This is a genomic window from Actinophytocola sp. (assembly GCF_036555685.1).
Lineage (GTDB): Bacteria > Actinomycetota > Actinomycetes > Mycobacteriales > Pseudonocardiaceae > Actinophytocola.
In genome coordinates, this window is the sequence record NZ_DATBKY010000086.1 from 1 (window position 1) to 25,843 (window position 25,843).

The window sequence follows — 25,843 nt, forward strand, 5'->3', positions numbered from 1 at the left end:
GTGGTCGTCCTTGCGGCGCTGCTCGTTCCACCGGCCCTTGAGCCCGGCGGTGTAGTAGTTCGCGACGTTCGTGGATCGTTCGCCGCCGAACAGGTCGAGCGAAACCGTATAGTGGAAGTTGAGGTACTTCTGGATCATGTCCAGGGGGATGCCACCCTGCGCGGCGACCTCTTCGGTGTCGTAGTCGCGCATGAGCTCGGCGGTGCGCTGTACGACCCGGTCGACACCGGTCGTGCCGACCATCATGTGGTGCGCCTCTTCCTTGAGCATGAACTCGCAGGTGCGCGACAGCGGGTCGAAGGCGGACTCCTTCAGCGTGCCGAGCTGGTACTTGCCGTCCCGGTCGGTGAAGTAGGTGAACATGAAGAACGCTAGCCAGTCCGCGGTCTCCTCGTTGAAGGCGCCGAGGATGCGTGGCGAGTCCGGGCTGCCGGAGTTGCGCAGCAGCAGGCCCTCCGCCTCCTCGCGGCCCTCCTTGCCGAAGTACGCGTGCAGCAGGTACACCATCGCCCACAGGTGGCGGCCCTCCTCCACGTTGACCTGGAACAGGTTGCGCAGGTCGTACAGCGACGGCGCGCTCAGGCCGAGCAGCTTCTGCTGCTCGACGGACGCGGGCTCGGTGTCGCCCTGGATCACGATCAGCCGCTGCAGGTCGGCGCGATACTCGCCGGGCACCTGCTGCCACGCGGGCTCGCCCATGTGCTCGCCGAACGCGATCTTGCGATCGTGGTCTCGTTCGGCGAGGAAGATCCCCCAGCGGTAGTCGGGGACGTGGACGTGGTCGAAGTGCGCCCAGCCGTCGCGGCCGACGCTGACCGCGGTGCGCAGGTAGACGCCGTGCGTCTCCAGCGCCGGCCCCATCTCGCCCCACCAGTTCATGAACTTCGGCTGCCAGCCCTCCAGCGCTCGCTGCAGCCGCCGGTCCGAGGAGAGGTCGACGTTGTTGGGGATCTTGTCCTCGTAGTTGATCGAGGTCGTCACCAGTTCCGCCTCCCCGGCCTTGTCCCTGCTGGTCGCCTTGGGTCGATCACGTTCGGCTCAGGCGCATACCTGTGGCTGGTTTGCGTCCCGTTCCCCTCAGGTGCGGTTGGCGAGTACCGCGGAGCCATTGCTACACCCGCTTTCTGTCGAAGGCGGGTTTTCGCCCGGTGCCGTAGCGGCGGAGCGCTCCGTCCGCACCGGACGCGTTCGGGCGGTTGAAGATCCAGTTCTGCCACGCGGAGAGCCGGCCGAAGATCTTGGTCTCGATCGTCTCCGGGCCGACGAACCGGTTGTTGGCCTCCATGCCCGTGCACGCATCGGGGCTCAGGGCCGTGCGCCCTTCCACGACGATGCGGATCTCGTCCGCCCAGTCGATGTCGTCCAGGGCGTCGGTGACCAGGCCCAGGTCGGCGGCCTCCGCCGGCGACAGCCGGTTGCCGATCTCCTTGCGCAGCGTGTCCACATGGGAGCGGTCGGCCCAGAAGCGGGACTCCAGGCGGGAGATCCCGTTCCCCATCGGGTAGGTGCCGAAGTTCGCCTCGGTCAGCGTGAGGGTGCCCGCGACGCCGGCCTCCTGGTCGTCGAGCACGTACTGCCGGTCGCAGGCGAACGCCAGCTCGGCGAGCAGGCCGGCGAAGCACGAGCCCGGCTCGACGAGCGCGATGAGGCTGCGGCTGGTCACGTCGAGGCGCTTCAGCGTGCGCTTCCAGTAGTGGACGATCTCGTTCGCGAGCCAGTGGCCGGTCGCGAGCAGGCGCTCGTAGGCCTCGACCACGCCCGGGTCGCCCTCGGTGCGGAGGAGCCAGGTGCCGAGCTCGGGTTCGTCGATGCGCAGGCGGAGGATGAGGTCGTCGAGCTCGCGGGTCATGGCGAGCGGCCAGAACTCGGCGTTCTCCGCGAACTCGCCGGCCCGCTCGGGAACCTTGACCGTGATGGCGACCGTGCCCGCGTCGCGGTCGAGGTCGGCGGTGACCCAGCGGTCGCGCTGCAGCGGGGTGAGCTCGATGCCGTGCTCGCCGTGCCGTTTCGAGCGTTTAGCCAGCTCGCGCGCGCGTTCCTCGACGGTCTCGGTGAAGCGGCGGGGCGGGGCGAGCTCGTCGACCAGCCGCCACTCGACCGCGGTGCGGCCCTTGACACCGTCGGGCCGGGTGGCGAACACGTCGGCGAGATCCTTGCGGGTGCCCCGCTTGTCGACAACACGGGTGAGCCCGCCGGTGCCGGGCAGCACGCCGAGGAGCGGCACCTCGGGCAGCGCCACGGTGGAGGAGTTGTCGTCGACGAGGACGATGTGCTCGCAGGCCAGGGCCAGCTCGTAGCCGCCGCCCGCGCAGGACCCGTTGACGGCGGCGAGGTAGGTCTGGCCGTTGGCGCTGGCGTCCTCCATGCCGTTGCGGGTCTCGTTGGTGAACTTGCAGAAGTTGACCTTCCACTCGTGCGAGCTCGAGGCCAGCATGCGGATGTTCGCGCCGGCGCAGAAGACCTTGTCCTTGGCGCTGGTGAGCACCACGGTGCGGACCTCGGGATGCTCGAAGCGCAGCCGCTGGGTGGCGTCGTAGAGCTCGATGTCGACGCCGAGGTCGTAGGAGTTGAGCTTGAGCTCGTAACCCGGCGCGATGCCGCCCTGCTCGTCGACGTCGAGCTCGAGCCAGGCGATGTCACCCTCGATCCGCAGACGCCAGTGCCGGTAACTGTCCGGATGCGCGTCGAAGGACACCATCTCCGACCCTCCTCGTGGTGGGTGCCCTCTATCCTCTACAACAGCGCTGGCGCTCGTCAAGGTTGTGTAGAAGATCGACGGGTGTGCGCCACGGGTGCGGAGTTGTCCACAGCCATTCGACGACGGCCGAATTCATCGGTGCGCCCGAACAGGCTTGAAATCCGGGGGCCGGAGGCCATGACCGGTACGGCCGGTGCATGTCTCGTAGCCGCGGGTGGAGCCGGCGGCGATCGCGCGGTTGCCGACGCGGGTTCCGCTGGTCGCGCCGGCCCCCTCGCGGCGCGAGGGGTGCCCGGGAGCAATCCGGCGCCCTCGTTCGTTGAACGGGCAGAAGAGAGGGAGGCACCCCGTGCCCGTGTTCCTGGTCCTGCTGGTCATGATGCTCGTCGAGATCGCGGTCATCGTCGCGGTCGGACAGGCCATCGGTGTGCTCGTGACGATCCTGCTGCTCATCGCCGTGTCGGTGGTCGGCGTGGCGATGCTGCGCCGGCAGGGCATGCGCACCCTCGCGGCCTTCGGCGACGCCGTGCGCAGCCGCCGCGATCCGCAGCCCGAGATGGCCGACGGCATGCTCGTCGGCGTCGCCGCGGGCCTGGTGCTCTTCCCCGGCTTCGTCTCCGACCTGCTCGCCCTCTTCCTGCTGTTCCCGCCGACCCGGGCGATCGTGCGGCGCCGGCTCGTCGGCCGGGCCCAGCGACGGCGGCCACCGCAGGTGATCGTCGTCGACTCGGAGGTCGTGCACGAAGAGCAGCGGCCGCCGATCGTGATCGAGTCCGTGCGGGAAGACAGGGACTAGGCCGACACCGGCGCCACCTGCCGCCGGCACGCCTCCGCGTACGCCACCGGGGTCATGCCGATCGCCCGGGTGAAGTCGCGGATGAAGTGCGACTGGTCGAAGTAGCCGAGGTCCGCGGCCACGTCGGCCCAGGTCGTGTCCGTCCCCTCCGCCAGCCGCGCCGCCGCCTCGTGCAGCCGGTACCGGCGCAGCACCCACTTCGGGCTCACCCCGACGTACCGCTGGAACAACCGCTGCAACGTCCGCGGCCGCATGTCGAACCGCTCGCACACCTCCTCGACCCGGGTGATCGTCCGGTCGTACAGCAGCGCGTGCACGATCCCGCCGATGACCGCCACCTCCGGGTCCGGCGCCGGCCAGTGCGCCCGTAGGTGCCGCTCGGCCACGACGACCAGCGCGTCCAGGTCGGGGGCGGCGGAGAGCTCGGCGGCGAAGGTGTCGGCGTCCGCACCCCACAAGGTCGAGAGCGGCACGGTCTGGTCGGTCAGCTCCGACACCGCGCGCCCGTACATGGGCCGGAAGGCGCCCGGCCGGAACTTCACGCCGAACACCCGGCCACGCCCGGAGTAGGCGTAGGTGAACCGGTCGCTGCCCACGCCCGCGATCGCGACCATGCCGCGGTCGTGCACGACGTTGACGCACGGGTGCGGCAGCAGGGTCACCGACGCACGACGGCCCGGCGGCAGGTCCCAGCTCACCAGCCAGTGCCGCTCGACCAGAGCCGACAGGTCGTCCGACGCCGGCGCGCGGTCCACCCGGAAGTCGACGTCGCGCACGCCCAGCACCCCGTACTCGCTCGTCGTGGCCTGTCGCGTTTGTCCAAGGCGGCCGTCCGTCATGGCTCAAGGATGACGCACATGACCGACAATTCCTCGCCCGCGCCGGCCGGCAGCCACCAGCTCACCACCTTCTTCGCCGTCGACGACGCCGCCAAGGCGCTCGACTTCTACGCCACCGCGTTCGGCGCGGAGACGACCGTCCGCTTCGACGGTCCGGACGGCACCGTCGCGCACGCCGAGATGCGCCTCGGCGACTCGGTCTTCCAGATCGGCGACCCGTCGCCGGCGATCGGCATCGTCGGGCCGCCGGAGACCGGCAACGCCTTCACGATGACCTTCTGGACGGACGACGTGGACGGCGTGTTCGCCCGCGCGCTGGCCGCCGGCGGGACCGAGCTCTCCCCCGTCACCGACGTGTTCTCCGGCGACCGGCTCGGCACGCTGCGGGACCCGTTCGGCGTGCGCTGGTGCGTCGCCCGCCACGACCGCGACGTCACTCCGGAGGAGATCCAGGCGGCCGTGGCGGGCCTGGGCGGCTAGGACTGCGGCTTCGGGAAGGCGACCGGGCTGTGCCTGCCGGCCCGGTCGACCGCCCGCACGCCGAAGAACACGTTGTCCTTCGACATGTCGATGCTCGTCGACGTCACGTCGCCGACCGGGATCGCGTGTGTCCATTCCGGAGCGGTCGTCTCCCGCCAGACCACCTCGTAGCCGGCCAGGTCGGGCTCGGTGCCCCGGTCCCACGCGAGGTCGGTGTTGTTGGTGAGCTGCGCGGTGAGGATGCGGACGTTCTTCGGCGTGCCGGGCGCGTTGGCGGCCGACCACATGGTCGCCACGTTGACCCGGCAGACCCGCGCCATGAACGCGAAGTCGACGAACTCGATCAGGTCGCCGAACTGCACGCCGTTCTCCACCCGGATGTCCTGGTGCTGGTGGGCGAAGTTCTCGTTCGGCTCGGTGAACCGGGCGGCCGGGTAGCCCTGCTCAAGGAAGCTGATGTGGTCACCGCCGCGCAGGTAGCGGTCGCGCCGGTAGATGACACGCACGTGCATGCCGGTCGCGTCGTTGTCGGCCACGTCCCGGACGAACCGGCCGAGCTGGCGGGCGGGCGAGTCGTTCTCGCCGCCGACCGCGCGGCGGATGTTCGCCTCTTCCGGCGTCTCGGAGGTCGGCACGCCCTCGGTGAACAGGCGGATCGTGCGCGGGTCACGGGTGCCGTCGTCGGCCGTGCTGCTGCCGACGATGTCGTTGGTGAACATGGCCTGCACGTCCGCGCCCGCCGCCTTCAGCACCTGCGCCAGGTGCGCGGAGCCGTAGAGACCCTGCTCCTCGCCGGCCACCGGCGCGAAGATGACCGTCGCCGCCGAGTCGTGCTTGGACAGCACACGCGCCGCCTCCATCACGACGGCCACGCCCGATGCGTCGTCGTCCGCGCCGGGCGCGTCGTCGGTGGCGTTCATGACGTCGCTGACCCGCGAGTCGTAGTGCCCGGTGATCACGTACACGCGGTTCGGCGCCACCGAGCCGCGCAGGGTCGCGACCACGTTCGTGATCTTCGTCGGCACCGGGATCCGGGCCCCGTCCGGCTCCTGGATGTAGGACTGGAGCTCGACCGTCATGCGGCCGCCGGAGTCCGCCGCGTACTTCGACAGCTCGGCGAACATCCAGTCCCGTGCGGCACCGATGCCCCGTGCCGGGTCGTCCTGCGCCGACAGCGTGTGCCGGGTGCCGAACGACACGAGCTTGCGGACCGTCGCCTCGATCCGCTTCTGGTCGACCTCTCGCAGGATCTTCGCAAGCTCGCGGCTCGGCTTCTGGGCGAGCGGCGGGCGGTCGTGACCGCTGTGCCCCTGAGCGGGATCGCCGCTCGCGACGCCCGGAACCCCGGCGAGTGACACACCGCCGGCCACGACCGAAGCCGCCAGGAACGTTCGCCGTGATGCTCTTGATTGCTCGGGATTAGTTGCCATGCGAACTGCATACACCGGCCCGGCGGGGTTTTACAGCCCCTGATGCCACCCCGTCAAAACCGGACCCGTTCCAGAAAAGCAAAGCTGTTACGCGCCGTGTCCAGCGGCGCGGGCTGGTCGTCGCGCTCGACGAGCCAGTAGCGCACGCCGCCCCGGTCCGCGGTCCGGAAGATGCGGCCGAAGTCGACCACGCCGGCGCCGACGTCGGTCCACGCGTTCGCGCTGTCGTGGTCCTTCACGTGCAGCACCGGGAAGCGGCCCGGGTGGTCGGCGAAGAGCCGGCCGGCGTCGGCGCCCGCGCGGTGCGCCCAGCCGATGTCGAGCTCGAAGTCGACCAGGTGCGGGTCGGTCTCGCCGAGCAGGACGTCATAGAGGACCTGCCCGTCGACGACGCGGAACTCCATGTCGTGGTTGTGGTGCAGCATGCCCATGCCGAGCTCGCGGGCGGCCGCGCCCGCCTCGTTGAGCTGCCGCGCGCCCAGCCGGATGCCCTCGGCGGTGTACATGTCACCGGGGAACGACGACAGCACTAGCCAACGCACGCCGATCGTCGACGCCTCGGCCAGCTTCGCCGCCCAGTCGCCGACGATGTCGCCGTGCCCGACGTGCAGGATCACCGGCCGCAGCGCCGCGGCTGCGCACATGTCGCGGATCTCGGCGGCCGGCCGCGGGAATGCGCTTACCCCGACGCAGCGGTAGCCGATCCGCGCGAGCGCCTCGAGCGTGCCGAGCGGGTCGGCGGCCAGGATGTCGCGCACCGTATAGAGATGCATGCCGATGCCGGGGGGCGGGATCCGCCTGCGCGACTCGCCGGCCGCGACTCCCGGAAGGCCGACACCGGCCGCCGTGACGGCCGCGCCCGTGCCGAGAAGTCGCAGGACTCTTCGTCTGGTCGGGTTCATCGCTACCTTCCCGTCCTCGCTGCCCTCATCCGGAAAGTACCTGAGAAAGCGCTTTCCCGCTAGGGTGTGGGCCGCGGGGTATGGTTCACGGGTGTCGAGCCGACCCCGCACGCTGCTGCGCACGAACCGCGCGTTCGCCGCGCTCGCGGCCGCCCGGGTCGTCTCGCTGACCGGCGACGCGCTCAGCCTCGTGGCGCTGATGCTGTACACGGCGGACACCGCGGGCCGGGCACTCGCGGTGGCGTTGCTGTTGCTCGTCGGCGACTTCGCGCCCTCGTTGCTGAGCCCGCTCGCCGGCGCGCTGTCGGACCGGTTCGACCTGCGGCGGGTCATGGTCGCGAGCGAGTTGGTCCAAGGTGGACTGATCGTCGCGATCGCGCTGACCCTGCCGCCGCTGCCGGTGCTGCTCGTGCTCGTCGGGCTGCGCGCGACCGCCGGGCAGGTCTTCCTGCCGGCATCCCGCGCCGCGGTGCCCGCACTCGTGGCCGACGCCGACCTGCCCGCGGCGAACTCGGTCGTCGGCTTCGGCGCGAACGCGGGCGAGGTGCTCGGCCCGCTCCTCGCGGCGGCCCTGGTCGGTGCGATCGGTGTCCCCGGCGTGCTGCTGGTGGACGCCGCCTCGTTCGGGGTCTCCGCGGCGCTGCTGCTCGCCGTGCCGTCGCTGCGCCCACGCGAGGAAGGGCACGAACCGCTGCTGCGAGCCGCGCGGTCGGGCCTGCGGTTCATCTGGGCACGCGGGCCGGTGCGGGTGGTCGTGCTCGGCTTCTGCGCGGTGGTGGCGTGCAACGGGGTCGACGACGTGGCGCTGGTGTTCCTCGCCCGGGACACGTTCCACGCGGGCGACGCGGCGGTCGCCCTGCTGCTCGCCGCGGTCGGCATCGGGCTGTTCGCCGGGTACGTACTGCTCGCGGCGTACTCCGCGCGCGTGCCGATGGCGGTGCTGCTGATCGCCGGGTTCGCGGTGAGCAGCGTGGGCAACCTGCTGACCGGGCTCGCGTGGGCGGTGGCCGCGGCGTTCGCCGTGCAGGCCGTGCGCGGGCTGGGCATCGCGGGGATGGACGTGGCCACGAACACGCTGCTGCCGCGGCTGGTGCCGGCGGACATGCTGGGCCGGGTGTTCGGCAACATGTACGGCGCGATCGGCGTCGCGGCCGCACTGTCCTATGTGGGCGGTAGCGTGCTGCTGGACCGGACGTCGGCGCCGGCGACGCTGCTGCTCGCGGGCGGGCTCGGCACGGTCGCCACGGCCGTGACCGCGGTGGCGCTCAGGCGGAGTCTTCGCCGAGCAGCTCCCGGGTAGGCGCGTGCCGGACCTCGCCGGCATGCGTGACGCAGGCGCCCGCGACGATCTCGTCGTCGAAGTTCGGGGCGAACTCGCCGTCGGAGTGCATGAGCAGCAACAGGTTCACCACGTTCGTGCCGTAGAGCTGGCTCGCCTGCGCGGCCAGCTGGCTCGGCACGTTGAGTCCACCCCAGACGGACGCGCCGCCGATGGTGATCTCCTCGCCCGGCCGCGCACCCTCGACGTTGCCGCCGGACTCGGCCGCGAGGTCGACGACGACCGAGCCGGGCTTCATGGCGGCGACCATCTGCTCGGTGACGAGCAGCGGCGCGGTCCGGCCGGGCACCGCCGCGGTCGTGATCAGCACGTCCGCGTCGGCGACGTGCGGGGCGAGCAGCTCGCGCTGTTTCGCGGAGCGCTCCTCGGTCATCTCGCGCGCGTACCCGCCCGCGCCCTCGAGCGTCGGCAGGTCCAGCTCGATGAACTCGGCGCCGAGGCTGCGCACCTCCTCGGCGGACGCGGCCCGCACGTCGTAGGCACGCACGACCGCGCCGAGCCGGCGGGCGGTGGCGATCGCCTGCAACCCGGCCACGCCCGCGCCGAGCACCAGCACCTTCGCGGGCGGGACCGTGCCGGAGGCGGTCATGGAGAGGGGGAAGAACCGGGGCAGCCGCTCGGCGGCGACCAGCGCGGCGCGGTAGCCGGCGACGAACGCCTGCGAGGACAGTGCGTCCATGGCCTGCGCGCGGGAGATGCGCGGCACGAGCTCCATGGCGAGCGTGGTGAGCCCCGCGTCGCGCAGCACCCGGACGAGGTCGAGCTCCTGGGCGGTCGGCAGGAACGACACCGTGATCGCACCCGGGGCGAGCCGGCGGGCCTGGGACGGGGCGAGCGGCTGGACCGACAGTGCCGCGCCCGCGCCGTCCAGCGCGTCGCTCGCCACGTTGGCGCCCGCGTCGCGGTAGTCGTCGTCGGTGAAGCCGGCGGCCTTGCCGGCGCCCGGCTCGACCGCGACTTCCTGGCCCACGTCGGTCAGGCGGGACACGAGCCCGGGCACCAGCGCGACCCGCCGTTCCCCAGGCCTCGTCTCGCCGACGATGGCGATCTTCACAGCCTGCACTCTAACTCCCGGCCACCTGTGCTCGCCGTAAACCACGGCGGGATGGGCCGTCCCGCTCCCCCGGCCGGGTGCCCTCAGCTGCCCCCGCCGCCGTTCGGCGGAGCGGACTGGCCGTTCTGGCCGTCCCGCCGCGGCGGCCGCATGCCCTGACCCTGCTCGGTGACCATGGCCGCGGTGGCCGCGGGACCTCGAGCTGGCGAGCGGCAAGTCGGTGATCGCGATCGGTGGCTGGAACGGCGGCGACCCCGCGCCGGCGCTCGCGGAGTTCAAGTCGTACGTGGCGGCCGGCCGGATCGCGTACTACGTCGCGGGTGGCGGCATGGCCGGTCCGGGCGGCGGGAACTCGGAGATCGCCCAGCGGGTCGCGGCGAACTACGAGTCGACGACGGTCGGCGGCCAGACGGTCTACGACCTGCGTTGACCAGCCGCCCGAAGGACCGCTACCAGCTGCCGCGGTGGTCGGGGATGGTGAGGACGAGCGGGATCGCGGCCAGCAACAACGCCGCCAGCACGACGAACGCGTGTGCCTGCGCGATGCCCGGGTCGGCGCTGTTCGCCAGCACCGCCGTGGTGATCGACACCGCGATGATCGCGCCGCTCTGGCGGAACATGCCGCGCAGGCCCGCGATCGCCGCGATCTGGTCGGGCGCCAGCTGCAGCCCGGCGTTGTTCGACGCGGGCACCGCCATGCCCATGCCGATCCCCGTGATGCCCGCCGAGATCGACAGCCACAGGTACCCCGACACCCCGGGCGGCGGCACGGCCATCAGCACCAGGCCGGCGATCAGCGTCCCGAACCCCACGATCATCGGGATCCGGTGCCCGAGCCGCCGCAGCGTCAGCACCGCCATCGCCGCGATGCAGATCATCCCGATGCCGCGCGCGGTCAGCAGCGTGCCGGCCGCGAGCGGGTCGAGGTGGAACCGCATCTGCGCGTACAGCGGCACCAGCGCGGCGAACCCGATCGCGGCGCCGCCGAACAGGATGTTCAGCAGGTTCATCGCGCCGAAGCCGCGGCCCGCGAGCAGCCGCATCGGGATGAACGGCGCACGATGGCGCACGGTGTGGCGCACGAACAGGTACGCCGCCCCGATCGCGACCAGCTCCGGCACCAGGAACCACGGGCTCGTGAGCCCCCGGCCGAGGTTGGTCAGGCCGTACATCGTGGCGAGCATGAGGCTCGCCAGCAGGGCCAGCCCGGCGAAGTCGATCCGCCCGGCCGGCCGCCGCGGCGACTCCGCGATCAGCAGGTACGACAGGACGAGGAGCAGCACGCCGATCGGCACGTTGACGAGGAAGATCGTCCGCCAGCCGAAGTAGGTGACGATGACGCCGCCGAGGATCGGCCCGACGATGCCACCGATCGGGAAGATGCTCGTGAACATGCCGACCGCGCGGTCGCGGTGCCTGCCGAAGTGCTCGGCGACGATGCCCGTGGCCGACGGCATGAACGCGCCGCCGCCGAACGCCTGCACCGCGCGCAAGGCCACCAGCAGGTAGATGTTGTCGGCGAACCCGCAGGCCAGCGACGCCAGGACGAACACACAGATGCCGACGATGAACACCCGCTTGCGGCCGAAGTGGTCGCCCAGCTTGCCGGCCATCGGCATCGCGATGATCTGACCGAGCGAGTAGACGGTGATCGTCCAGCCGCTCCAGGTCAGCTCGGCGCCGAGGTCGGCCTGGATGGCGTTCAGCGCGGTGGCGACGATCGTCTGGTCGATCGAGGCCATGAACAGCGCGATGGCGACCACCGCGAACACGACGTGCCGGCGGGGCAACGGCTCCGGACCGGGTACCTCTGCCGGTACGGCGGACACCGGGGCTGCTCGTACGCTTCGGGTCCGCATGGCGTCGATATTATTTGCTTGCCGGCAAGCAATCAAAGGGTTTGCCCGGTGATCTGTCCGACAGGAGGCAGCCGTGGATGCCGAGACACTGACCAGGCTGCGGCGGGTCATCAGCCGGCTGGCGCGCATGTTCAACGCGACGTCGGCGAGCGAGGGTCTCACCCCGACCCAGGCCTCGGTACTCGGGCTCGTGGCGAACCGCGGCCCGATCGGCCTCGCCGAGCTGACCGAGCTGGAGGGCCTCAACCCGACGATGGTCTCGCGGGTGGTGTCGAAGCTCGGCGGCGAGAGCCTGGTGCGCCGCCGGCCCGACCCGGCCGACCAGCGCGCGATCCAGCTCGAGGCGACCGACGAGGGCCGGCGGATGCACGAGCGGATCCTCGCCGCGCGCACCCAGACCGTCGCGAAGATCCTCGACGGCCTCCCACCGGACGCCAGCGCGGCTCTGGTGGACGCGCTGCCCGCCCTCGAGGCACTCGCGGAAGGGTTGCGTACCAACAGGCAGTGACGGGCCCGGCTCCCCCGGGTAGGGCTTCACTCCGTCCGCCGCCCCTGAGTAACCTGAATCGAACCGATTGGGGGTTTGGCGGATGGCGGGAACCGGTGCCGTGGCGCGCCGCACCTACGGCGGGCTTTCCGCCCACGAGCGACGCGCCGAACGCAGGGAACGGTTGCTGCGGGCCGGTCTGGAGCTGTTCGGCAGCGAGGGCTACGCGGCGTCGTCGATCGAGAAGCTGTGCACCGAGGCCGGAGTGTCCACCCGGAACTTCTACGAGGAGTTCAACAGCCGGGAGGACCTGCTGATCGCCCTGCACGACCGGATCATCGAGCAGGCGTTCCAGGCCGTGCGGACCGCGCTCGAGGACGCCGACCACACCCCGTTACGCGAACGCTGCACCCGCGCGGTCCGCGCGTTCATCACGACCACGGCGAGCGATCCGCGCTGGGCCCGGCTGACCTATGTGGAGATCATCGGCGTCAGCAACGCGGTCGAGAGGCACCGGATCGCGTGGCGTGAGCGGTGGGCGGAGTTCCTCGTGTCCGAGGCGGCGCGCGCGGTCCACCGCGGCGAGGCCGGCGCCCGGCCGTTCGACCTGAGCGCGGTGGCGCTGATCGGGGCGGTGAACGAGCTGGTGCACCACTGGTCGCTGAGCGGCGGCAAGCGCTCGCTGGACGACGTGATCGAGGAGATCGTCCGCATCGCGACCGCGGCGGTGACGGCCCCGTGACCTCGACGTCCGTCGGCGCGTCGACGAGCGCGGCGGAGCTGCTGCGCCGGTTGTCCGATGTGGCCGCGTCCTCGTCCCCGACGGTGTCCGAAGCCGCGTCCCTGTTCGCCTCGTGCGTGGCCGCCGACGGCGTCATCCAGGCGTTCGGCACCGGCCACTCGCAGGGCACGGCCCTGGAGGTCGCCGGCCGGGCGGGCGGGCTGATTCCCACGAACCGCATCGCGCTGAGCGATCTGGTCCAGTTCGGCGGCGAGGATCCGTCGGTGCTGGCCGATCCGATGCTGGAGCGGCGCGGCGACGTGGCCGCGCGGCTCTACGACCTGGCGGCGCCCGCGCCGCAGGACCTGTTCGTGATCGCGTCGAGCTCGGGCGTGAACGCCGCGGTGGTCGAGATGGCCCACGTGGTGAAGGCGCACGGCCACAAGCTGGTGGCGATCACGTCGGTGGAGCACTCGACGCGCGTCGAGCCGCGGCACGAGTCGGGCAAGCGCCTGGCCGACCTGGCCGACGTGACCCTGGACAACGGCGCCCCGTTCGGCGACACGCTGCTGGCCCTGCCGGACGGCACGTCCGCGGGCGCGGTCTCGTCGCTGTCCGCGGCACTGCTGGTGCAGATGGTGGTGGCCGAGACGGTCCGCCTCCTGCTGGAGTCGGGCACGATGCCCCCCGTGTACGTGTCGAACAACGTCCCCGGCGGCCACGAGCGAAACCTGGAGCTGGAGGCCCGCTACGCGGGCCGCATCCGCCGCACGGCCGGCTAGGTCCGGGGAGGCGGCTACGCCATGTACTGGTCGTGGCGGGCGAGGAAGGCGGCGTACTCCTCCTCGCTCATCTCGCCGCGCCGGCCCGTGTCGATCAGCTCCGCCAGCTCGCGGAAGTAGTTCTCCCGGGGCGGGGCCGGGGCGAAGAGGATCAGCATCTGCGCGACCGCGTCGCTGTCGTTGCGGAAGGCGTGGATGCCGCCCTCGGGCACGTACAGGAAGTCACCCGCGGTGGTGTCCACCCACTTGTCGCCGTTGAACAGGCGGACCGTGCCCTCGACGATGTAGAACGACTCCGAGAACGTCTTGTGGAAGTGCGCGTCCGGGCCGCCCGCGTGCGGCCGCATCGTGTACTGGAACAGTCCGAACTGGCCGTTCGTCACCGAACCCGTCGCCACGAAGGCGTTGTCCACGTTCGGCCGGCGCAGCGTCTCGACCTCCCCGATCGGCCGGTAGGTCGCGCTGATCTCACCCGAATCGCCGACGTAGGACACGTCACCCTCCCCAGGCCGCGGATCTCTGCCACGATAGATGCTGCGGTGGTCCGGGCAGGGGGTGGCCATGGCCAACGCCCACGAGGCCGTGCTCGCTGCGGCGGACGAGGTGACGGCGCCGAACTCCGAGGACGGGGGTGGCGCAGGTTCTGGAACGGTGGTTCTGATGGCCCGGACTCTCGGTACGGCCATGACCCACCGGCCCTACGTCCTCTTGAGCTGCGCGTTGTCCCTCGACGGCTACCTCGACGACGCCGCCGACCGCCGCCTCGTGCTGTCCAACGACGCGGACTGGGATCGCGTCGACGAGGTCCGCGCGAGCTGCGACGCCATCCTCGTCGGCGCCAACACGATCCGCCGCGACAACCCGCGCCTGCTCGTCCGCGACGCCGGCCGCCGCGCCGCACGCACGGCAGCGGGCAAGCCGGAGAACCCCCTCAAGGTCACGATCACCGCCACCGGCGACCTCGACCCGGCCGCCGCCTTCTTCGCCACCGGCGAGCAGGTCGTCTACGCGCCGAGCGGCGTCGACACCCCCGGCGAGACCGTGCCCACGGGTGCGCGGGTCGACCTCGGCACCGTCCTCGCCGACCTTTACGAGCGGGGTGTACGCAGGCTCATGGTCGAGGGCGGCTCGAGCATGCACACCGCGTTCCTCACCGCCGGCCTCGCCGACGAGCTGCACGTGGTCGTCGCGCCGTTCTTCGTCGGCGACAGCGCGGCACCCCGCTTCGTCGGCGACGGACGGTTCCCCTGGGACGCCACGCACCGGGCCACGCTCGCCGAGGTCCGCGCGATCGGCAACGTCGCCTTCCACCGGTACCTGCTCAGCCGGTCCGAAGTAGACAAACACTGGCTGCGACGGGCGGTCGAGCTGTCGAGGAACTGCCCGCCCTCCAGCACCGCCTTCGCGGTCGGCGCGATCGTCGTCGACGCGGACGGCGACGAGCTCGCCCGCGGCTACTCCCGCGAGTCCGGCGGCACCGAGCACGCCGAGGAGTCCGCCCTCGCGAAGCTCGACCCCGACGACCCGCGCCTGCGCGGCGCCACCGTCTACAGCTCGCTCGAACCGTGCGGCCGCCGCGCCTCCCGGCCCCGCACCTGCACCGAGCTCATCCTCGCCGCCGGCATCCCCCGCGTCGTGTTCGCCCTCCGCGAGCCGCCCACGTTCGTCGACGGGCAGGGCGCCGAGCAGCTGACGGCGGCGGGCGTCGAGGTCGTCGAGCTACCCGGCCTGGCCGGCGCGGCCCGCGAGGTGAACCGGGCCCTGCTCTAGGCGAGCGTGAGCACGGTGTCGGCCAGCACCGGCGCGTCGCCGCGCTCCGCCGCCGACGCGGTCACCACGTGACCGGTGGGCGTGCGCCACACGCGGACCCGCAGAGTCTCGCCCGGGAACACGACCCCGGCGAACTTAGTCGCGAATGAGGCCACCCTGGTCACGTCACCGTCGAGCTCGCTGTCCACAACGGACTTGCACACCATCCCATAGGTGCACAGCCCGTGCAGGATCGGCTGCTCGAAGCCGGCCCGTGCGGCGAACTCCGGATCCGCGTGCAGCGGGTTGCGGTCGCCGCACAGCCGGTACAGCAACGCCTGCTGCGGCAGCACCGGAACCTCCAGCAGCCGGTCCGGCTCGCGGTCGGGCAGCTCGGCCGCGGTGGACGGACCGCGGTGCCCGCCGAACCCGCCCTCGCCGCGCGCGAAGATCGCCGAGCTCGTCGTCCAGAGTGGATCTCCGGCGGCCGAGGCGACCGTGGCCTCCTGGATGATGACCGCTGCCTTCTCCTTGTCCCACACGTCCGCGATGCGCGCCCGTGCCACGGCCTCGCCCGAGGTGGGGATCGGCCCGGTCACGGTGATCGACTGGGTGCCGTGCAGCACCTTCGACAGGTCGACGTCGATGCCGGGAAAGCGCACCGCGGGCGGCTCGAAGGTGCGGAAGCCGGGTGCCACGACGCCGAACGTCGGCAGCACGCGCAGCCGGTCCTCCAGTACGTACGCCAGCTCGGCCGGGTCGGTCGGCGACGCGCCGGCGCCCAGCGCGAGGTGGTAGAGCAGCACGTCCGTGCTCGTCCACGAGAACCTCGTCTCGCCGAGATCGGCGCCGATGGCGACGTCCGGGTCGATGGGCATGCGACCTCACTCGTAGCTGACCTCGACGGCATCGGTCACCGGAAGGGACTGGCAGGCAAGGATGATGCCGTCGGAGATGTCCTCGTCCTCCAGCACGTCATTGTTCAGCATCTTCACCTCGCCGGCCACCAGCCGGCACGCACACGCGCTGCACGCGCCCTCCCGGCACGAGTACGGCGCTTCGATGTCGTTGTCCAGCAACAGGTCCAGCAGCTTCACCTCGGCGGGCCAGTCGAGCTTGCGGCGCACGCCGTCCAGCGTGACCTCGACAGACGCGGCGCCGCGGGTCTGTGCCGGCGGCGCGGGCGTGGCCCTCTCGAACGGGTTCGCGCCGAGCGAGGAGAACCGCTCGAGCTTCACCCGGTCCTTGGGCACGCCGAGCGAGGTCAGCGCCTCGCGCACGGCCGACATGTACGGCTTGGGCCCGCAGACGAACGCGTCGAAGCCCGCGTACGGTGCGGCCAGCGCGGCGAGCCCGGCGGCGTTCGGCAGCCCCTGCACGGACTCCAGCCAGTGGACCACGACGAACCGGTCCGGGTGCCGCCGGGCGAGCGCGGCCAGCTCGCCGGCGAAGATCACGGCGCGGTCGTCGCGGTTGGCGTACACGAGCACGACCCGGCCGGCCCCGGTGGCGAGCGCCGACTTCACGATCGAGATGACCGGCGTGATCCCGCTGCCCGCGGCGAACAGCAGCAGGTCGGCGTCGAACGAGCGCGGCGTGAACACCCCGGCCGGCGGCAGCGCCTCGAGCTCGTCGCCCGCCGCCAGCGAGTCGCAGAGCCAGTTGGAGCCGTACCCGTCGGTGGTTCGCTTGACCGTAACCTTGAGCCGGTCGTCGGTGTGCGGCGAGCTGGACAGCGAGTAGCACCGGGCCACCGAGCCGCACCGCTCGCTCGGGACCCGCACGGTGAGGAACTGCCCGGGCCGGTAGGCGAAGGCGTTCCGATCGTCCACATCGAACTCGATGGAGCAGGCCTGCGCGGTCTCCTCGATCACCCGGACCACTCGCAGCCGGTGGGACCGCTGCTCACGCATCGGGCACCGCCAGCCGCCCGGCGGCGACCGCGTCCTCGATGCTCGCCCGCAGCTTCGGGCAGGTGTCGATGCGCGCGCTCAGCTCGCCGGCCGCGACGCGCGCGGCGAACTCGGGGCAGGTCGAGGCGGGATCGGCCGACCACTGCACGCTGGTCTGCAGCTCGCTCGCCTTGCGCACGCGCACCTCGGTGGCGCAGGCGTGGCAGCGCACCGGGGTCAGCCCGCTGTCGAGGAACTCCCGGGTGTTCGCCTCGACCGCGGCCGCGTCGTGGTGGTCCGGTGCCTTGGCCCAGCTCGCCGGCGTCATGGTTCCCTCGCAAGGTCGGTCACGTCACCTCGGCTTCCCGCCGCGCGAGGTTCTCCGCGACCTCCTTCTCCCAGACCTCGTTGGCGCGCGTGGTGTCGACCTCGAACTCGAACCGGTTGGTCATCTCCTCGGCGACGTCGTCGACGTCCACATAGAACTGCTCGTACCAGCGGCGCAGCTGGTAGACCGGGCCGTCCTCCTCGCACAGCAGCGGGTTGTCGATGCGGGTCTTGTTCCGCCAGATCTCCACGTCCTGCAGGAACCCGACGCCGAAGCTCTTCGCGAGCTTGCCGGCCACCTTGTCCGCCTTCTCCTTCGCCAGCCCGGGCAGCTTCTTCACGCTCACCCCCCACTGCAGCACGAACGAGTCCGCCGTGACCGGGTAGTGGCAGTTGATCAGCACGGTCTCGATGGTCGTGCCGTGGTAGTCCTGCCACAGGTCGTTGATCATGTAGGACGGTCCGTAGTAGGACGCCTCGGACTTGAGCGTCACGTCCGCCGCGGAGTAGCTCGACCCGCTCGCGACGTCCGGCCGCCCGCGGGAGTGCAGGTACTGCGTGGCGATGTGGCCCTCGAACACGTTCTTGAAGTAGGTCGGGAACGCGAAGTGGATGTAGAAGAAGTGGGCCATGTCGACCATGTTGTCGATGATCTCGCGGCAGTTGGCGCCGTCGATGCGGACCGTGTCCCAGGTCCAGTCGCTCCACTCCGGACCCGACGCGCCGCGCGTCTCCGGGATCACGACGTGCTCCGGTGGCGGGTTGCCCTCCGGGTCGTGCCAGACGAACAGCTGCTTGTTCCGCTCGAGCGTGAGCCACGACCGCGTCCGCGCGCGCAGCGGGATCCGCTTGGCGTAAGGGATCCCGACGCAGCGGCCGTTGCCACCCCAGCGCCAGTCGTGGAACGGGCAGGCGATCGCCGCCCCCTTGATCGTGCCCTGCGACAGGTCGCCGCCCATGTGCCGGCAGTACGCGTCGAGCACGTTGAGCGTGCCGTCGTCGGTGGCGAACACGACGAGCTTGGTGCCGAAGGCCTCGACCGCGTGCGGCTTGCCGTCGCGATAGGTGTCCGCGAGGCCCAGGCAGTGCCAGCCACGGGCGAAGCGGGTCCGTGGGGTGCCCACGTCGATCGTGCGCACGCTGGTGGTCATTCGTTCTCTCCCGCGAGGTCGAGGGCGGCCAGGTAGCCGAAGGTCATCGCCGGGCCGAGCGTCGCGCCCGGGCCCGCATAGGTCCGGCCCATCACGGGGGCGGCCGCGTTGCCCGCGGCGTACAGGCCGGGGATGGGAGTGCCGTCCTCGCGCAGCACGCGCGCCCGCGTGTCGGTGCGCAGGCCGCCCTTGGTGCCGAGGTCGCCGGGGACGATGCGGATCGCGTAGTAGGGCGGCTTGTCGAGCGGGGCGAGGCAGGGGTTGGGCTTGTTGCGCGGGTCGCCGTAGTAGCGGTCGTACGCGCTCTCGCCGCGGCGGAAGTCCTCGTCCACGCCGCCCGTCGCGAACCCGTTGAACCGTGCGGCGGTCGTCCGCAGGGCCGCGCGCGGCACGCCGATCCGCTCGGCGAGCTCCTCGAGCGTGCCGGCCCGGTGCACGGCGCCGCACTCGTACCAGCGGCCCGGGAACGGCTGGCGGGGGCCGAGACCGGCGAAGATGTAGCGGTTGCGGTAGCGCTGGTCGGCGATCAGCCAGGACGGGATGTGGCTCACGCCGCCCGCCCGAGTCTCGGAGTGGTTGTCGTACATGGCATGCACGGCGTCGACGTACGGCGCCGCCTCGTTGACGAACCGCTCGCCCGCCTGGTTGACCAGCATGCAGCCGGGCAGCGTCCGCTCGGCGAGGCAGAAGTACGGCCCGCGCGGCAGCACGATCGACGGCCCCCACCAGGCGTCGTCCATGACCGCGGTGGCGGCGCCGAGGCGCAGGCCCGCGTCGATGCCGTCGCCGGTGTTGCCCGCCGCGCCGACCGTCCACTCGGTACCGATCGGTGCCCGCTGGTACTCCTTGCGCATCCGCTCGTTGTGCTCGAAGCCGCCGCTGGCGAGGATGACCCCGCGTCGTGCGTGGATCGTGCCCGCCGGCGTGTCGACGCCGGTGACGCGTCCGTCCGTCATGGACAGAGCGGTGAGCGGCGTGCTCAGCCGCACCGCGACGTCCGCCGCACGCAGTCCGGCCCGCAGGCCCGCGGCGAGCGCCTGGCCCATGGTCAGCAGCCGGCGTCGCCTCGCGAGCGAGACGAGCCGGCGCGCGGTGACCCGGCCGGCGCGGGCGAGGCCGCGCGGGTGGCGGGCCATGAGGTTCATCCAGCGGTAGTCGGCCTGGGTGACGGACATGCCGGTCGGCGCGCGCAGGTACGGCTCGGCGAGCGTGCCGATGTCGTCGCCGAGCACGCGGGCGTCCATGGGCCGCGGCTCGATCGACCTGCCCTGCGGCCTGCCACCGGGGGCCTCGGGGTAGTAGTCGGAGTAGCCGGCGACCCAGCGCATCTCGAGCGGGGTGTTCGCGAGCACGAAGCGGACCATCCGCGGCCCGTGGTCGAGAAACGCGCGGCGCAGGTCGTCGTCGACGTCCGGCCCCGTGATGTGCGCGAGGTAGGCCGCCGCGTCCTGCGGGGTGTCCGCGACACCGGCCCGCTTCAGGACGTCGTTGTTCGGCACCCAGACTCCGCCGCCGGAGCGTGCGGTGGAGCCGCCGAAGCGGTCGGCCTTCTCGATCAGGACGGTGTCGAGGCCGTGCCGGCCGGCGGCGAGGGCGGCGGTCATGCCCGCGGCGCCGGCCCCGACCACGACGACGTCAGCTGACTCCATGGGGCTCATACTAGAACAGGTGATAGTTTTTCTCATGCCCGTCGAGTGGGATGAGCACGCGGACGTCGTCGTGGTGGGTTTCGGTGGCGCCGGGGCGTGTGCCGCGATCGAGGCCGCCCGCGCGGGCGCGGACGTGCTGGCGCTGGACCGGTTCACCGGCGGCGGTGCGACCGCGGTGTCGGGCGGCGTGGTGTACGCGGGCGGCGGGACGTCGGTGCAGCGCGCGGCGGGCGTCCCGGACTCGCCGGACGCGATGCTCGGCTACCTGGCGCAGGAGGTCGGTGACGTCGTCTCCGCCGCCACGCTGCGTTCCTTTGTCGACTCGTCCCCCGCGATGATCGACTGGCTGGCGGGTCTCGGCGTGCCGTTCGATCCGTCGCCCTGCCCGTTCAAGACGTCCTACCCGCCGGACGCGTACTACCTGTACCAGTCGGGAAGCGAGGCCGCCTGGCCTTTCCGGTCCGCGGCGCGGCCGGCCGCGCGCGGGCACCGGGCCCACGGGCGCGGCACGTCCGGCCGGGTGCTGTTCGGCGCGTTGTCGTCCGCGGCCCGGGCCGCCGGGGCGCGCGTGCGCCCGCTGACCTCGGCCGTCCGGCTCGTGGTCGACTCCGGGCGGGTCGTCGGGGTGGAGTGCCGTTCGCTGGCCGGCGCTCCGGCGCGGGTGCGGCGACGGTTCGCGCGGCTGCACCGGCTGTCGGTGCGGCCGGGGTTGTACGTGCCGGCGCTGGCCCGCCGGCTCCACCGGCGGCTGTCGGCCCTGGAGTCGCGGTGGGGCCGGCCGTTCTTCGTCGCGGCCGGGCGCGGGGTCGTGCTGTCGGCGGGCGGGTTCGTGAACAACCGCGCGATGATGCGCGAGCACGCGCCCGCCTACCGCGGCGGCCTCCCGCTCGGCACGCAGGGCGACGACGGCAGCGGCATCGCGCTCGGCGTCGCGGCGGGCGGCGCGGTGGCCCGGATGTCGACGGTGTCCGCGTGGCGGTTCCTGACGCCGCCGAGCGCGCTGCTGCGTGGGGCGCTGGTGGACTCGTCCGGTTCGCGGTTCGTGGACGAGTCCTCGTACGGGGCGGCGATCGGCGCGCGGCTCGTGGCCGGCGGGGGCCGGGCGTGGCTGCTGGTGGACTCTTCGATCGCGGCGGACGCGCGGCGCCGGCTGCGGTCGGAGACGCTGTGGTTCCAGCGGCTGCAGGCGTGGTACCTGCTGGGCTGGTCGCGGGTCCGCGGCGGGTCAGTGGAGGACGTGGCCCGCCGGGCCGGCATCTCCCCGGCGGGCCTGGCGGCGACGGTGTCGCAGTACGGCACGACGCCGGACGCCTTCGGCAAGCACCCGGACCTGGTCGCCCCGCTGTCGACGCCTCCGTACACGCTGATCGACTGTTCCTATGGCCCGCGCCTCGGCTACCCCTGCCCCATGCTGACGTTGGGTGGGCTGGTGGTCGACGAGCCGACGGGCCAGGTGCTCGCGGCGGATGGTGCACCCGTGCCGGGCCTGTACGCGGCCGGCCGCAACGCCGTGGGCATCTGCTCGAACTCCTACGTCAGCGGCCTGTCCCTGGCGGACTGCGTCTTCTCCGGCCGCCGGGCAGGCAAGCACGCGGCGGCTCAGTCGCTGGAGGGGTCACCCGAGTCGCCGAGGTGAGCCGACAGCAAGGCCGTGATCCGCGCCTGGCTCACTGCGAGCTTCGAGAACCCCTCGCGCATCTCGCCCCGCAGTCCGCCCACGTCGCCCCGCAGCTCGTCCACGTCGCCCCGCAGTCCGCCCACGTCAACCCGCAGCCCGCCCACGTCGCCCCGCAGCTCGTCCACGTCGCCCCGCAGTCCGCCCACGTCGCCCCGCAGCCCGCCCACGTCACCCCGCAGCTCGCCCACGTCGCCCCGCAGCTCGCCCACGTCGCCCCGCAGTCCGAGGATTGCGGCGCCGTGTTCGAGCTGGGTCTCGCGCAGCGCATTGAGGCTTCGGGTATGCGCCCGCAGCTCACCCTGCATCGCGGACACATCACGGTCCGCACCGCCGGCCAGCACCCGTGCGGCCGCGGCGTCGTCCCGCGCCCGCGCCACCTCGTGCTCCAGCCGGGTAACGCGGTCGCCGATCTCCTCCGGCTCGCTCATCGGTTCCCCTCTCGCATCGTCGAAGCCTAGCTCCAGATTGCCGGAGCGGCCGCGGCTCGCCAAACGGTTGTCCACAGGGTCTATCCACTTGTCCACAGGGCAACGGGAGTGACAGAAACAAGAACGTGTTCTAGTCTTGGCGCATGGGCGACCAGGTGATCGACGCCGTTCGCGAACTGCTGCCGGTGCTGCGGGAGCGTGCGCAGGACACCGAGGACGCGCGCCGCGTCTCCGACGAGTCGATCAAGGCGGTGCGGCAGACCGGGTTCTTCAAGCTCCTCCAGCCCACCCGCTACGGCGGCCTCGAACGCCACCCCAACGAGTTCTACCGTGCCGTGCGCGCCATCGCCGGCGCCTGCGGGTCAACCGGGTGGGTGGCAAGCGTGCTCGGCTGCCATCCCTGGCAACTCGGGCTCTTCGACGACCGCGCCCAGCGGGAGGTCTGGGGCGAGGACGACGACACCCTCGTCTCCAGCTCCTACGCACCGATGGGCCGGGCCAAGCCCGTCGACGACGTCCGAGGCCGCGGGTTCGAGTTCTCCGGCCGCTGGAGCTTCTCCTCCGGCTGCGACCACGCCACGTGGGTCTTCCTCGGCGGCCTCGTCCTCGGCGAGGACGGCGCGCCGACCGACTTCCGGACCTTTCTCCTGCCGCGCGCGGACTACGAGATCGACGACGTCTGGGACACGATCGGGCTGCGTGGCACCGGCAGCAACGACATCATCGTCGAGCCCGTGTTCGTCCCCGAGTACCGCACGCTCAGCTTCCTGGACACCGGCAGGTGCCACGGCCCCGGCCAGGAGGTCAACACCGGGCCGCTCTACAAGCTGCCGTTCGCGTCCGTGTTCTCCTGCTCGATCGCGGTACCCGTCGTGGGCATGGCGACGGGCGCGTACGACGCCTACGTGACCCACACCCGCGAACGCGTGCGCGCCTCCACCGGCGGCCGCGCGGCCGAGGACTCCTTCAACCAGGTCCGCATCGCCGAGGCGGCCTGCGACATCGACGCCGCGATGCTGCAGATCGAGCGGGACCTCGACGAGCAGATGCGGCACGCGACCGCCGGCGAGAAGATCCCGTTCCCGCTGCGCGTGCAGACGCGCCGCGACCAGGTCAACGCCACCAGCTCCGCGATCGCCGCGGTGGACCGGCTCTTCGAGAGCGCGGGCGGCCGGGCGCTCAAGGTCGGCACACCCATCCAGCGCTTCTGGCGCGACGCGCACGCCGGCCGGGTGCACGCGATCAACGACCCGGAGAAGGCACTCGCCATGTACGGCCAGGCACAGCTCGGGCTGAAGGTGACCGACGCGTGGATCTGACCACCGCGATGACCACTGAGGACGCCAAGGCCGGCCTCCACTACTACGAGGCGGGCACCGGCGAGGCCGTCGTCATGCTGCACGGCGGCGGGCCGGGCGCGTCCGCGTGGAGCAACTTCGGGGCGAACCTTCCCGTATTCGCCAAGCGGTTCCGTACGGTGCTCGTCGACCAGCCCGGTTTCGGCGGGTCCGACAAGCCGGAGATCACGAGCCAGTACTTCACTTTCGCCGCCGGCGCCCTGCGGAACCTGCTCGACGAGCTCGGCATCGAGCGCGCACACCTCGTCGGCAACTCGCTCGGCGGCGGCACCGCGGTCCGCCTCGCGCTCGACCACCCCACGCGCGCCGGCCGCCTCGTGCTCATGGCCCCGGGCGGCCTCGGGCTCAACGTGTTCGCTCCGGACCCGACCGAGGGCATCAAGAAGCTCTACCAGTTCGGCGCGCCGCCCGGGCCGGGCAAGGAGAAGCTCGCGAGCTTCCTGCGGACCCTCGTGTACGACCAGTCGCTGGTCACCGACGAGCTGGTCGACGAGCGGTACGCGGCCGCGAGCGAGCCGGATGCCTTGCGCGCCATGGCATCCATGGGCGCGTCGTTCGCCAGGGATCCCGAGGCGGGCATGCTCTGGCGCGAGGCGCACCGGCTCCGCCAGCGGGTGCTGCTGGTATGGGGCCGCGAGGACCGGGTGAACCCGCTCGACGGCGCGCTCGTCGCGCTGAAGGTCATCCCGCGCGCGCAGCTGCACGTGTTCGGCCGGTGTGGACACTGGGCGCAGCTGGAGCGCTTCGCCGAGTTCAACCGGCTCACCATGGACTTCATCGGGAGCGAGTGATGGGCATCCGTTCGCTTGGCTACCTGCGCATCGAGGCCACCGACGTGCCGGCCTGGCGCGAGTTCGGGCTCAAGGTGCTCGGCATGGTGGAAGGCAAGGGCGCCCGCGAGAACGCGTTGTACCTGCGGATGGACGACTTCCCCGCGCGCCTGGTGATCGTGCCCGGCGAGAACGACCGGCTGGCCGCGTCCGGCTGGGAGGTCGCGAACGTCGCCGAGCTCGGTGAGGTCTGCGGGCGGCTCGAGGCCGCCGGCGTGCCGTACAAGGAGGGCACCCGCGAGCAGTGCGCGGACCGGCGGGTCGACCAGCTGATCACGTTCGAGGACCCGTCGGGCAACACGCTGGAGGTCTTCCACGGCGTCGCCCTGCAGCACCGGCGCGTGGTCAGCCCGTACGGGCACCGGTTCGTCACCGGCGAGCAGGGCCTCGGCCACGTCGTGCTGTCCACACGGGACGATGCGGAGGCGCTGCACTTCTACCGGGACGTGCTGGGCTTCCGGCTGCGCGACTCGATGCGCCTGCCGCCACAGCTCGTCGGCCGCCCGGCGGGCGGGGAACCCGCGTGGCTGCGGTTCTTCGGCTGCAACCCGCGCCACCACAGCCTCGCGTTCCTGCCGATGCCGACGCCGTCGGGGATCGTGCACCTGATGGTCGAGGTGGCGAGCACCGACGACGTCGGCCTGTGCCACGACCGCGCGCTGCGCCGCAAGGTGCCGATGTCGGCCACGCTCGGCCGGCACGTCAACGACCTGATGCTGTCGTTCTACATGAAGGCACCCGGCGGGTTCGACGTCGAGTTCGGCTGCGAGGGCCGGCAGGTCGACGACGACGCGTGGATCGCGCGGGAGAGCACCGCGGTGTCGTTGTGGGGCCACGACTTCTCGATCGGCGCGCGGTGATCAGCCAGGCCCGGTACCGCAAGGCGCTCGGCAACTTCTGCACCGGCGTCACGGTCGTGACGGCCAGGCGCGACGCGGAGCCGGTCGGGTTCGCCTGCCAGTCGTTCGCCGCGCTGTCGCTCGACCCGCCGCTGGTGCTGTTCTGCCCCGGGCGCGACTCGCGGACCTGGCCGCTCATCGAGACGTTCGGGCACTTCTGCGTCAACGTGCTGAGCCACGCGCAGCAGCGGGTGTCCGCCACGTTCGGCACGGCGGGCGCGGACAAGTTCTCCGGCGTGCCGTGGGCGCCCGCCCCGTCCGGCGCGCCGATTCTCGCAGGCGCGCTGACCTGGCTCGACTGCGTGATCGAGGACGTGCACGAGGCCGGCGACCACTACGTCGTCACCGGCCGCGTCACCACGCTCGGCGACCAGCGCGACGAACGCCCGCTGCTGTTCTACCGCGGCGCGTACACGGTCACCGAGCCCGCGGAACCGACGCCGGGCATCCTCGACAACCTGATCACCTGGTCCCGCCACGATGACTGGATCTAGG

27 protein-coding genes and 1 pseudogene are annotated in these 25,843 nt (G+C 71.9%); 14 read left to right on the top strand and 14 right to left on the bottom strand.

Annotated features, from left to right (window positions below; genetic code table 11):
- Both boxB and boxC read right to left on the bottom strand, forming a co-directional pair.
- The coding region (boxB, locus tag VH969_RS08605; protein ID WP_331973049.1) for a benzoyl-CoA 2,3-epoxidase subunit BoxB at positions 1 to 981 on the bottom strand (981 nt) is incomplete at its 3' end.
- A 130-nt stretch (positions 982 to 1,111) separates the two neighbouring features.
- Positions 1,112 to 2,698, bottom strand: a complete 1,587-nt coding sequence (gene boxC / locus VH969_RS08610; RefSeq protein WP_331973051.1) for a 2,3-epoxybenzoyl-CoA dihydrolase — start codon at positions 2,696 to 2,698, stop codon at positions 1,112 to 1,114.
- 349 nt (positions 2,699 to 3,047) lie between these two features.
- On the opposite strand from boxC, the gene VH969_RS08615 reads away from it, so the two are divergent.
- Positions 3,048 to 3,494, top strand: coding sequence for an FxsA family protein (locus VH969_RS08615; RefSeq protein ID WP_331973053.1), 447 nt, complete (start codon positions 3,048 to 3,050; stop codon positions 3,492 to 3,494).
- On the opposite strand, the gene VH969_RS08620 is transcribed toward VH969_RS08615, so the two are convergent.
- Positions 3,491 to 4,333 (bottom strand): helix-turn-helix domain-containing protein, encoded by an 843-nt coding sequence (locus tag VH969_RS08620; RefSeq protein ID WP_331973055.1) that lies wholly within the window; start codon positions 4,331 to 4,333, stop codon positions 3,491 to 3,493. The genes VH969_RS08615 and VH969_RS08620 overlap by 4 nt on opposite strands.
- Before the next feature lie 18 nt (positions 4,334 to 4,351).
- Here VH969_RS08620 and VH969_RS08625 point away from each other — a divergent pair, with 18 nt between their 5' ends.
- Complete coding sequence (locus VH969_RS08625) at positions 4,352 to 4,813, top strand: VOC family protein (protein ID WP_331973057.1); 462 nt, start codon at positions 4,352 to 4,354, stop codon at positions 4,811 to 4,813.
- On the opposite strand, the gene VH969_RS08630 is transcribed toward VH969_RS08625, so the two are convergent.
- Together VH969_RS08630 and VH969_RS08635 are read right to left on the bottom strand one after the other, a co-directional pair.
- Complete coding sequence (locus VH969_RS08630; protein ID WP_331973060.1) at positions 4,810 to 6,183, bottom strand: M20/M25/M40 family metallo-hydrolase; 1,374 nt, start codon at positions 6,181 to 6,183, stop codon at positions 4,810 to 4,812. The genes VH969_RS08625 and VH969_RS08630 overlap by 4 nt on opposite strands.
- A gap of 113 nt (positions 6,184 to 6,296) precedes the next feature.
- Entirely contained in the window at positions 6,297 to 7,145 is an 849-nt protein-coding gene (locus VH969_RS08635; RefSeq protein ID WP_331973062.1) for a sugar phosphate isomerase/epimerase family protein, read from the bottom strand.
- Positions 7,146 to 7,236: 91 nt separating this feature from the next.
- Here VH969_RS08635 and VH969_RS08640 point away from each other — a divergent pair, with 91 nt between their 5' ends.
- Positions 7,237 to 8,445, top strand: a complete 1,209-nt coding sequence (locus VH969_RS08640; RefSeq protein WP_331973064.1) for an MFS transporter — start codon at positions 7,237 to 7,239, stop codon at positions 8,443 to 8,445.
- Here the strand turns inward: VH969_RS08640 and VH969_RS08645 are convergent.
- On the bottom strand, positions 8,411 to 9,538 hold the full coding sequence (locus VH969_RS08645; RefSeq protein ID WP_331973066.1) for a Re/Si-specific NAD(P)(+) transhydrogenase subunit alpha: 1,128 nt from the start codon (positions 9,536 to 9,538) through the stop codon (positions 8,411 to 8,413). The genes VH969_RS08640 and VH969_RS08645 overlap by 35 nt on opposite strands.
- 202 nt (positions 9,539 to 9,740) lie before the next feature.
- Here VH969_RS08645 and VH969_RS08650 point away from each other — a divergent pair, with 202 nt between their 5' ends.
- Positions 9,741 to 9,968 carry a mannosyltransferase YkcB-related protein gene (locus VH969_RS08650; protein WP_527249151.1) on the top strand — a complete coding sequence of 76 codons (228 nt, stop codon included), beginning with the start codon at positions 9,741 to 9,743 and terminating at the stop codon, positions 9,966 to 9,968.
- A 19-nt stretch (positions 9,969 to 9,987) separates the two neighbouring features.
- Here VH969_RS08650 and VH969_RS08655 read toward each other — a convergent pair whose 3' ends face one another.
- A complete protein-coding gene (locus VH969_RS08655; RefSeq protein WP_331973068.1) occupies positions 9,988 to 11,397 on the bottom strand; it encodes an MFS transporter in 1,410 nt (469 codons plus the stop codon).
- Positions 11,398 to 11,470: 73 nt separating this feature from the next.
- Between VH969_RS08655 and VH969_RS08660 the strand changes: the two genes are divergently transcribed.
- From VH969_RS08660 to VH969_RS08670, 3 genes are all read left to right on the top strand, one after another.
- Positions 11,471 to 11,905, top strand: coding sequence for a MarR family winged helix-turn-helix transcriptional regulator (locus VH969_RS08660; RefSeq protein ID WP_331973070.1), 435 nt, complete (start codon positions 11,471 to 11,473; stop codon positions 11,903 to 11,905).
- A gap of 82 nt (positions 11,906 to 11,987) precedes the next feature.
- Positions 11,988 to 12,626: a TetR/AcrR family transcriptional regulator gene (locus tag VH969_RS08665; protein ID WP_331973072.1), complete on the top strand. Its 639-nt coding sequence runs from the start codon at positions 11,988 to 11,990 to the stop codon at positions 12,624 to 12,626.
- Complete coding sequence (locus tag VH969_RS08670; protein ID WP_331973074.1) at positions 12,623 to 13,387, top strand: sugar isomerase domain-containing protein; 765 nt, start codon at positions 12,623 to 12,625, stop codon at positions 13,385 to 13,387. Before VH969_RS08665 ends, VH969_RS08670 begins: the two co-directional genes overlap by 4 nt.
- A 14-nt stretch (positions 13,388 to 13,401) precedes the next feature.
- On the opposite strand, the gene VH969_RS08675 is transcribed toward VH969_RS08670, so the two are convergent.
- Positions 13,402 to 13,881 carry a cupin domain-containing protein gene (locus VH969_RS08675; protein ID WP_331973076.1) on the bottom strand — a complete coding sequence of 160 codons (480 nt, stop codon included), beginning with the start codon at positions 13,879 to 13,881 and terminating at the stop codon, positions 13,402 to 13,404.
- 37 nt (positions 13,882 to 13,918) lie between these two features.
- On the opposite strand from VH969_RS08675, the pseudogene VH969_RS34485 reads away from it, so the two are divergent.
- A pseudogene (locus VH969_RS34485) lies at positions 13,919 to 14,048 on the top strand (HAD family hydrolase); the annotation flags it as partial.
- 23 nt (positions 14,049 to 14,071) lie between these two features.
- The gene (locus VH969_RS08680; protein WP_331973118.1) at positions 14,072 to 15,157 is read left to right on the top strand and encodes a dihydrofolate reductase family protein; all 1,086 of its coding nucleotides are present in this window, start codon (positions 14,072 to 14,074) and stop codon (positions 15,155 to 15,157) included.
- Here VH969_RS08680 and chsH3 read toward each other — a convergent pair.
- From chsH3 to kstD, 5 genes are read right to left on the bottom strand one after another with little or no spacing between them, the layout of a single operon-like run.
- Positions 15,154 to 16,014, bottom strand: a complete 861-nt coding sequence (gene chsH3, locus VH969_RS08685) for an enoyl-CoA hydratase ChsH3 (RefSeq protein ID WP_331973078.1) — start codon at positions 16,012 to 16,014, stop codon at positions 15,154 to 15,156. The genes VH969_RS08680 and chsH3 overlap by 4 nt on opposite strands.
- A gap of 6 nt (positions 16,015 to 16,020) precedes the next feature.
- Positions 16,021 to 17,049: a 2Fe-2S iron-sulfur cluster-binding protein gene (locus VH969_RS08690; RefSeq protein WP_331973080.1), complete on the bottom strand. Its 1,029-nt coding sequence runs from the start codon at positions 17,047 to 17,049 to the stop codon at positions 16,021 to 16,023.
- Complete coding sequence (locus VH969_RS08695; protein ID WP_331973082.1) at positions 17,042 to 17,356, bottom strand: hypothetical protein; 315 nt, start codon at positions 17,354 to 17,356, stop codon at positions 17,042 to 17,044. Before VH969_RS08695 ends, VH969_RS08690 begins: the two co-directional genes overlap by 8 nt.
- A gap of 19 nt (positions 17,357 to 17,375) precedes the next feature.
- Positions 17,376 to 18,506 (bottom strand): 3-ketosteroid-9-alpha-monooxygenase, oxygenase component, encoded by a 1,131-nt coding sequence (locus VH969_RS08700; protein ID WP_331973084.1) that lies wholly within the window; start codon positions 18,504 to 18,506, stop codon positions 17,376 to 17,378.
- Positions 18,503 to 20,155, bottom strand: a complete 1,653-nt coding sequence (kstD, locus tag VH969_RS08705) for a 3-oxosteroid 1-dehydrogenase (protein ID WP_331973086.1) — start codon at positions 20,153 to 20,155, stop codon at positions 18,503 to 18,505. The genes VH969_RS08700 and kstD overlap by 4 nt, the downstream gene beginning before the upstream one ends.
- 34 nt (positions 20,156 to 20,189) lie before the next feature.
- Between kstD and VH969_RS08710 the strand changes: the two genes are divergently transcribed.
- Positions 20,190 to 21,791 carry an FAD-binding protein gene (locus tag VH969_RS08710; protein WP_331973088.1) on the top strand — a complete coding sequence of 534 codons (1,602 nt, stop codon included), beginning with the start codon at positions 20,190 to 20,192 and terminating at the stop codon, positions 21,789 to 21,791.
- Here the strand turns inward: VH969_RS08710 and VH969_RS08715 are convergent.
- A complete protein-coding gene (locus VH969_RS08715) occupies positions 21,755 to 22,261 on the bottom strand; it encodes a hypothetical protein (protein ID WP_331973090.1) in 507 nt (168 codons plus the stop codon). The two genes, VH969_RS08710 and VH969_RS08715, sit on opposite strands and share 37 nt — an antisense overlap.
- A gap of 143 nt (positions 22,262 to 22,404) precedes the next feature.
- Between VH969_RS08715 and hsaA the strand changes: the two genes are divergently transcribed.
- Genes hsaA through hsaB form a run of 4 tightly spaced genes read left to right on the top strand, consistent with a single transcriptional unit; the run spans position 22,405 to position 25,842 of the window.
- On the top strand, positions 22,405 to 23,580 hold the full coding sequence (hsaA, locus tag VH969_RS08720; RefSeq protein ID WP_331973092.1) for a 3-hydroxy-9,10-secoandrosta-1,3,5(10)-triene-9,17-dione monooxygenase oxygenase subunit: 1,176 nt from the start codon (positions 22,405 to 22,407) through the stop codon (positions 23,578 to 23,580).
- A gap of 8 nt (positions 23,581 to 23,588) precedes the next feature.
- Positions 23,589 to 24,410 carry a 4,5:9,10-diseco-3-hydroxy-5,9,17-trioxoandrosta-1(10),2-diene-4-oate hydrolase gene (gene hsaD / locus VH969_RS08725; protein WP_331973120.1) on the top strand — a complete coding sequence of 274 codons (822 nt, stop codon included), beginning with the start codon at positions 23,589 to 23,591 and terminating at the stop codon, positions 24,408 to 24,410.
- On the top strand, positions 24,410 to 25,309 hold the full coding sequence (gene hsaC, locus VH969_RS08730) for an iron-dependent extradiol dioxygenase HsaC (protein ID WP_331973094.1): 900 nt from the start codon (positions 24,410 to 24,412) through the stop codon (positions 25,307 to 25,309). The genes hsaD and hsaC overlap by 1 nt, the downstream gene beginning before the upstream one ends.
- Entirely contained in the window at positions 25,306 to 25,842 is a 537-nt protein-coding gene (gene hsaB, locus VH969_RS08735) for a 3-hydroxy-9,10-secoandrosta-1,3,5(10)-triene-9,17-dione monooxygenase reductase subunit (RefSeq protein WP_331973096.1), read from the top strand. Before hsaC ends, hsaB begins: the two co-directional genes overlap by 4 nt.
- Position 25,843 lies beyond the last annotated feature (1 nt).

Coding starts and splice junctions, on each gene's coding strand:
- VH969_RS08680 (WP_331973118.1), top strand. CDS start 14,072: ATGACCCACCGGCCCTACGTCCTCTTGAGCTGCGCGTTGTCCCTCGAC.
- VH969_RS08665 (WP_331973072.1), top strand. CDS start 11,988: ATGGCGGGAACCGGTGCCGTGGCGCGCCGCACCTACGGCGGGCTTTCC.
- VH969_RS08620 (WP_331973055.1), bottom strand. CDS start 4,333: ATGACGGACGGCCGCCTTGGACAAACGCGACAGGCCACGACGAGCGAG.
- boxC (WP_331973051.1), bottom strand. CDS start 2,698: ATGGTGTCCTTCGACGCGCATCCGGACAGTTACCGGCACTGGCGTCTG.
- VH969_RS08635 (WP_331973062.1), bottom strand. CDS start 7,145: ATGAACCCGACCAGACGAAGAGTCCTGCGACTTCTCGGCACGGGCGCG.
- VH969_RS08695 (WP_331973082.1), bottom strand. CDS start 17,356: ATGACGCCGGCGAGCTGGGCCAAGGCACCGGACCACCACGACGCGGCC.
- hsaC (WP_331973094.1), top strand. CDS start 24,410: ATGGGCATCCGTTCGCTTGGCTACCTGCGCATCGAGGCCACCGACGTG.
- VH969_RS08715 (WP_331973090.1), bottom strand. CDS start 22,261: ATGAGCGAGCCGGAGGAGATCGGCGACCGCGTTACCCGGCTGGAGCAC.
- VH969_RS08710 (WP_331973088.1), top strand. CDS start 20,190: ATGCCCGTCGAGTGGGATGAGCACGCGGACGTCGTCGTGGTGGGTTTC.
- hsaD (WP_331973120.1), top strand. CDS start 23,589: ATGACCACTGAGGACGCCAAGGCCGGCCTCCACTACTACGAGGCGGGC.
- VH969_RS08625 (WP_331973057.1), top strand. CDS start 4,352: ATGACCGACAATTCCTCGCCCGCGCCGGCCGGCAGCCACCAGCTCACC.
- VH969_RS08655 (WP_331973068.1), bottom strand. CDS start 11,397: ATGCGGACCCGAAGCGTACGAGCAGCCCCGGTGTCCGCCGTACCGGCA.
- hsaA (WP_331973092.1), top strand. CDS start 22,405: ATGGGCGACCAGGTGATCGACGCCGTTCGCGAACTGCTGCCGGTGCTG.
- VH969_RS08690 (WP_331973080.1), bottom strand. CDS start 17,049: ATGCGTGAGCAGCGGTCCCACCGGCTGCGAGTGGTCCGGGTGATCGAG.
- kstD (WP_331973086.1), bottom strand. CDS start 20,155: ATGGAGTCAGCTGACGTCGTCGTGGTCGGGGCCGGCGCCGCGGGCATG.
- VH969_RS08700 (WP_331973084.1), bottom strand. CDS start 18,506: ATGACCACCAGCGTGCGCACGATCGACGTGGGCACCCCACGGACCCGC.
- chsH3 (WP_331973078.1), bottom strand. CDS start 16,014: ATGCCCATCGACCCGGACGTCGCCATCGGCGCCGATCTCGGCGAGACG.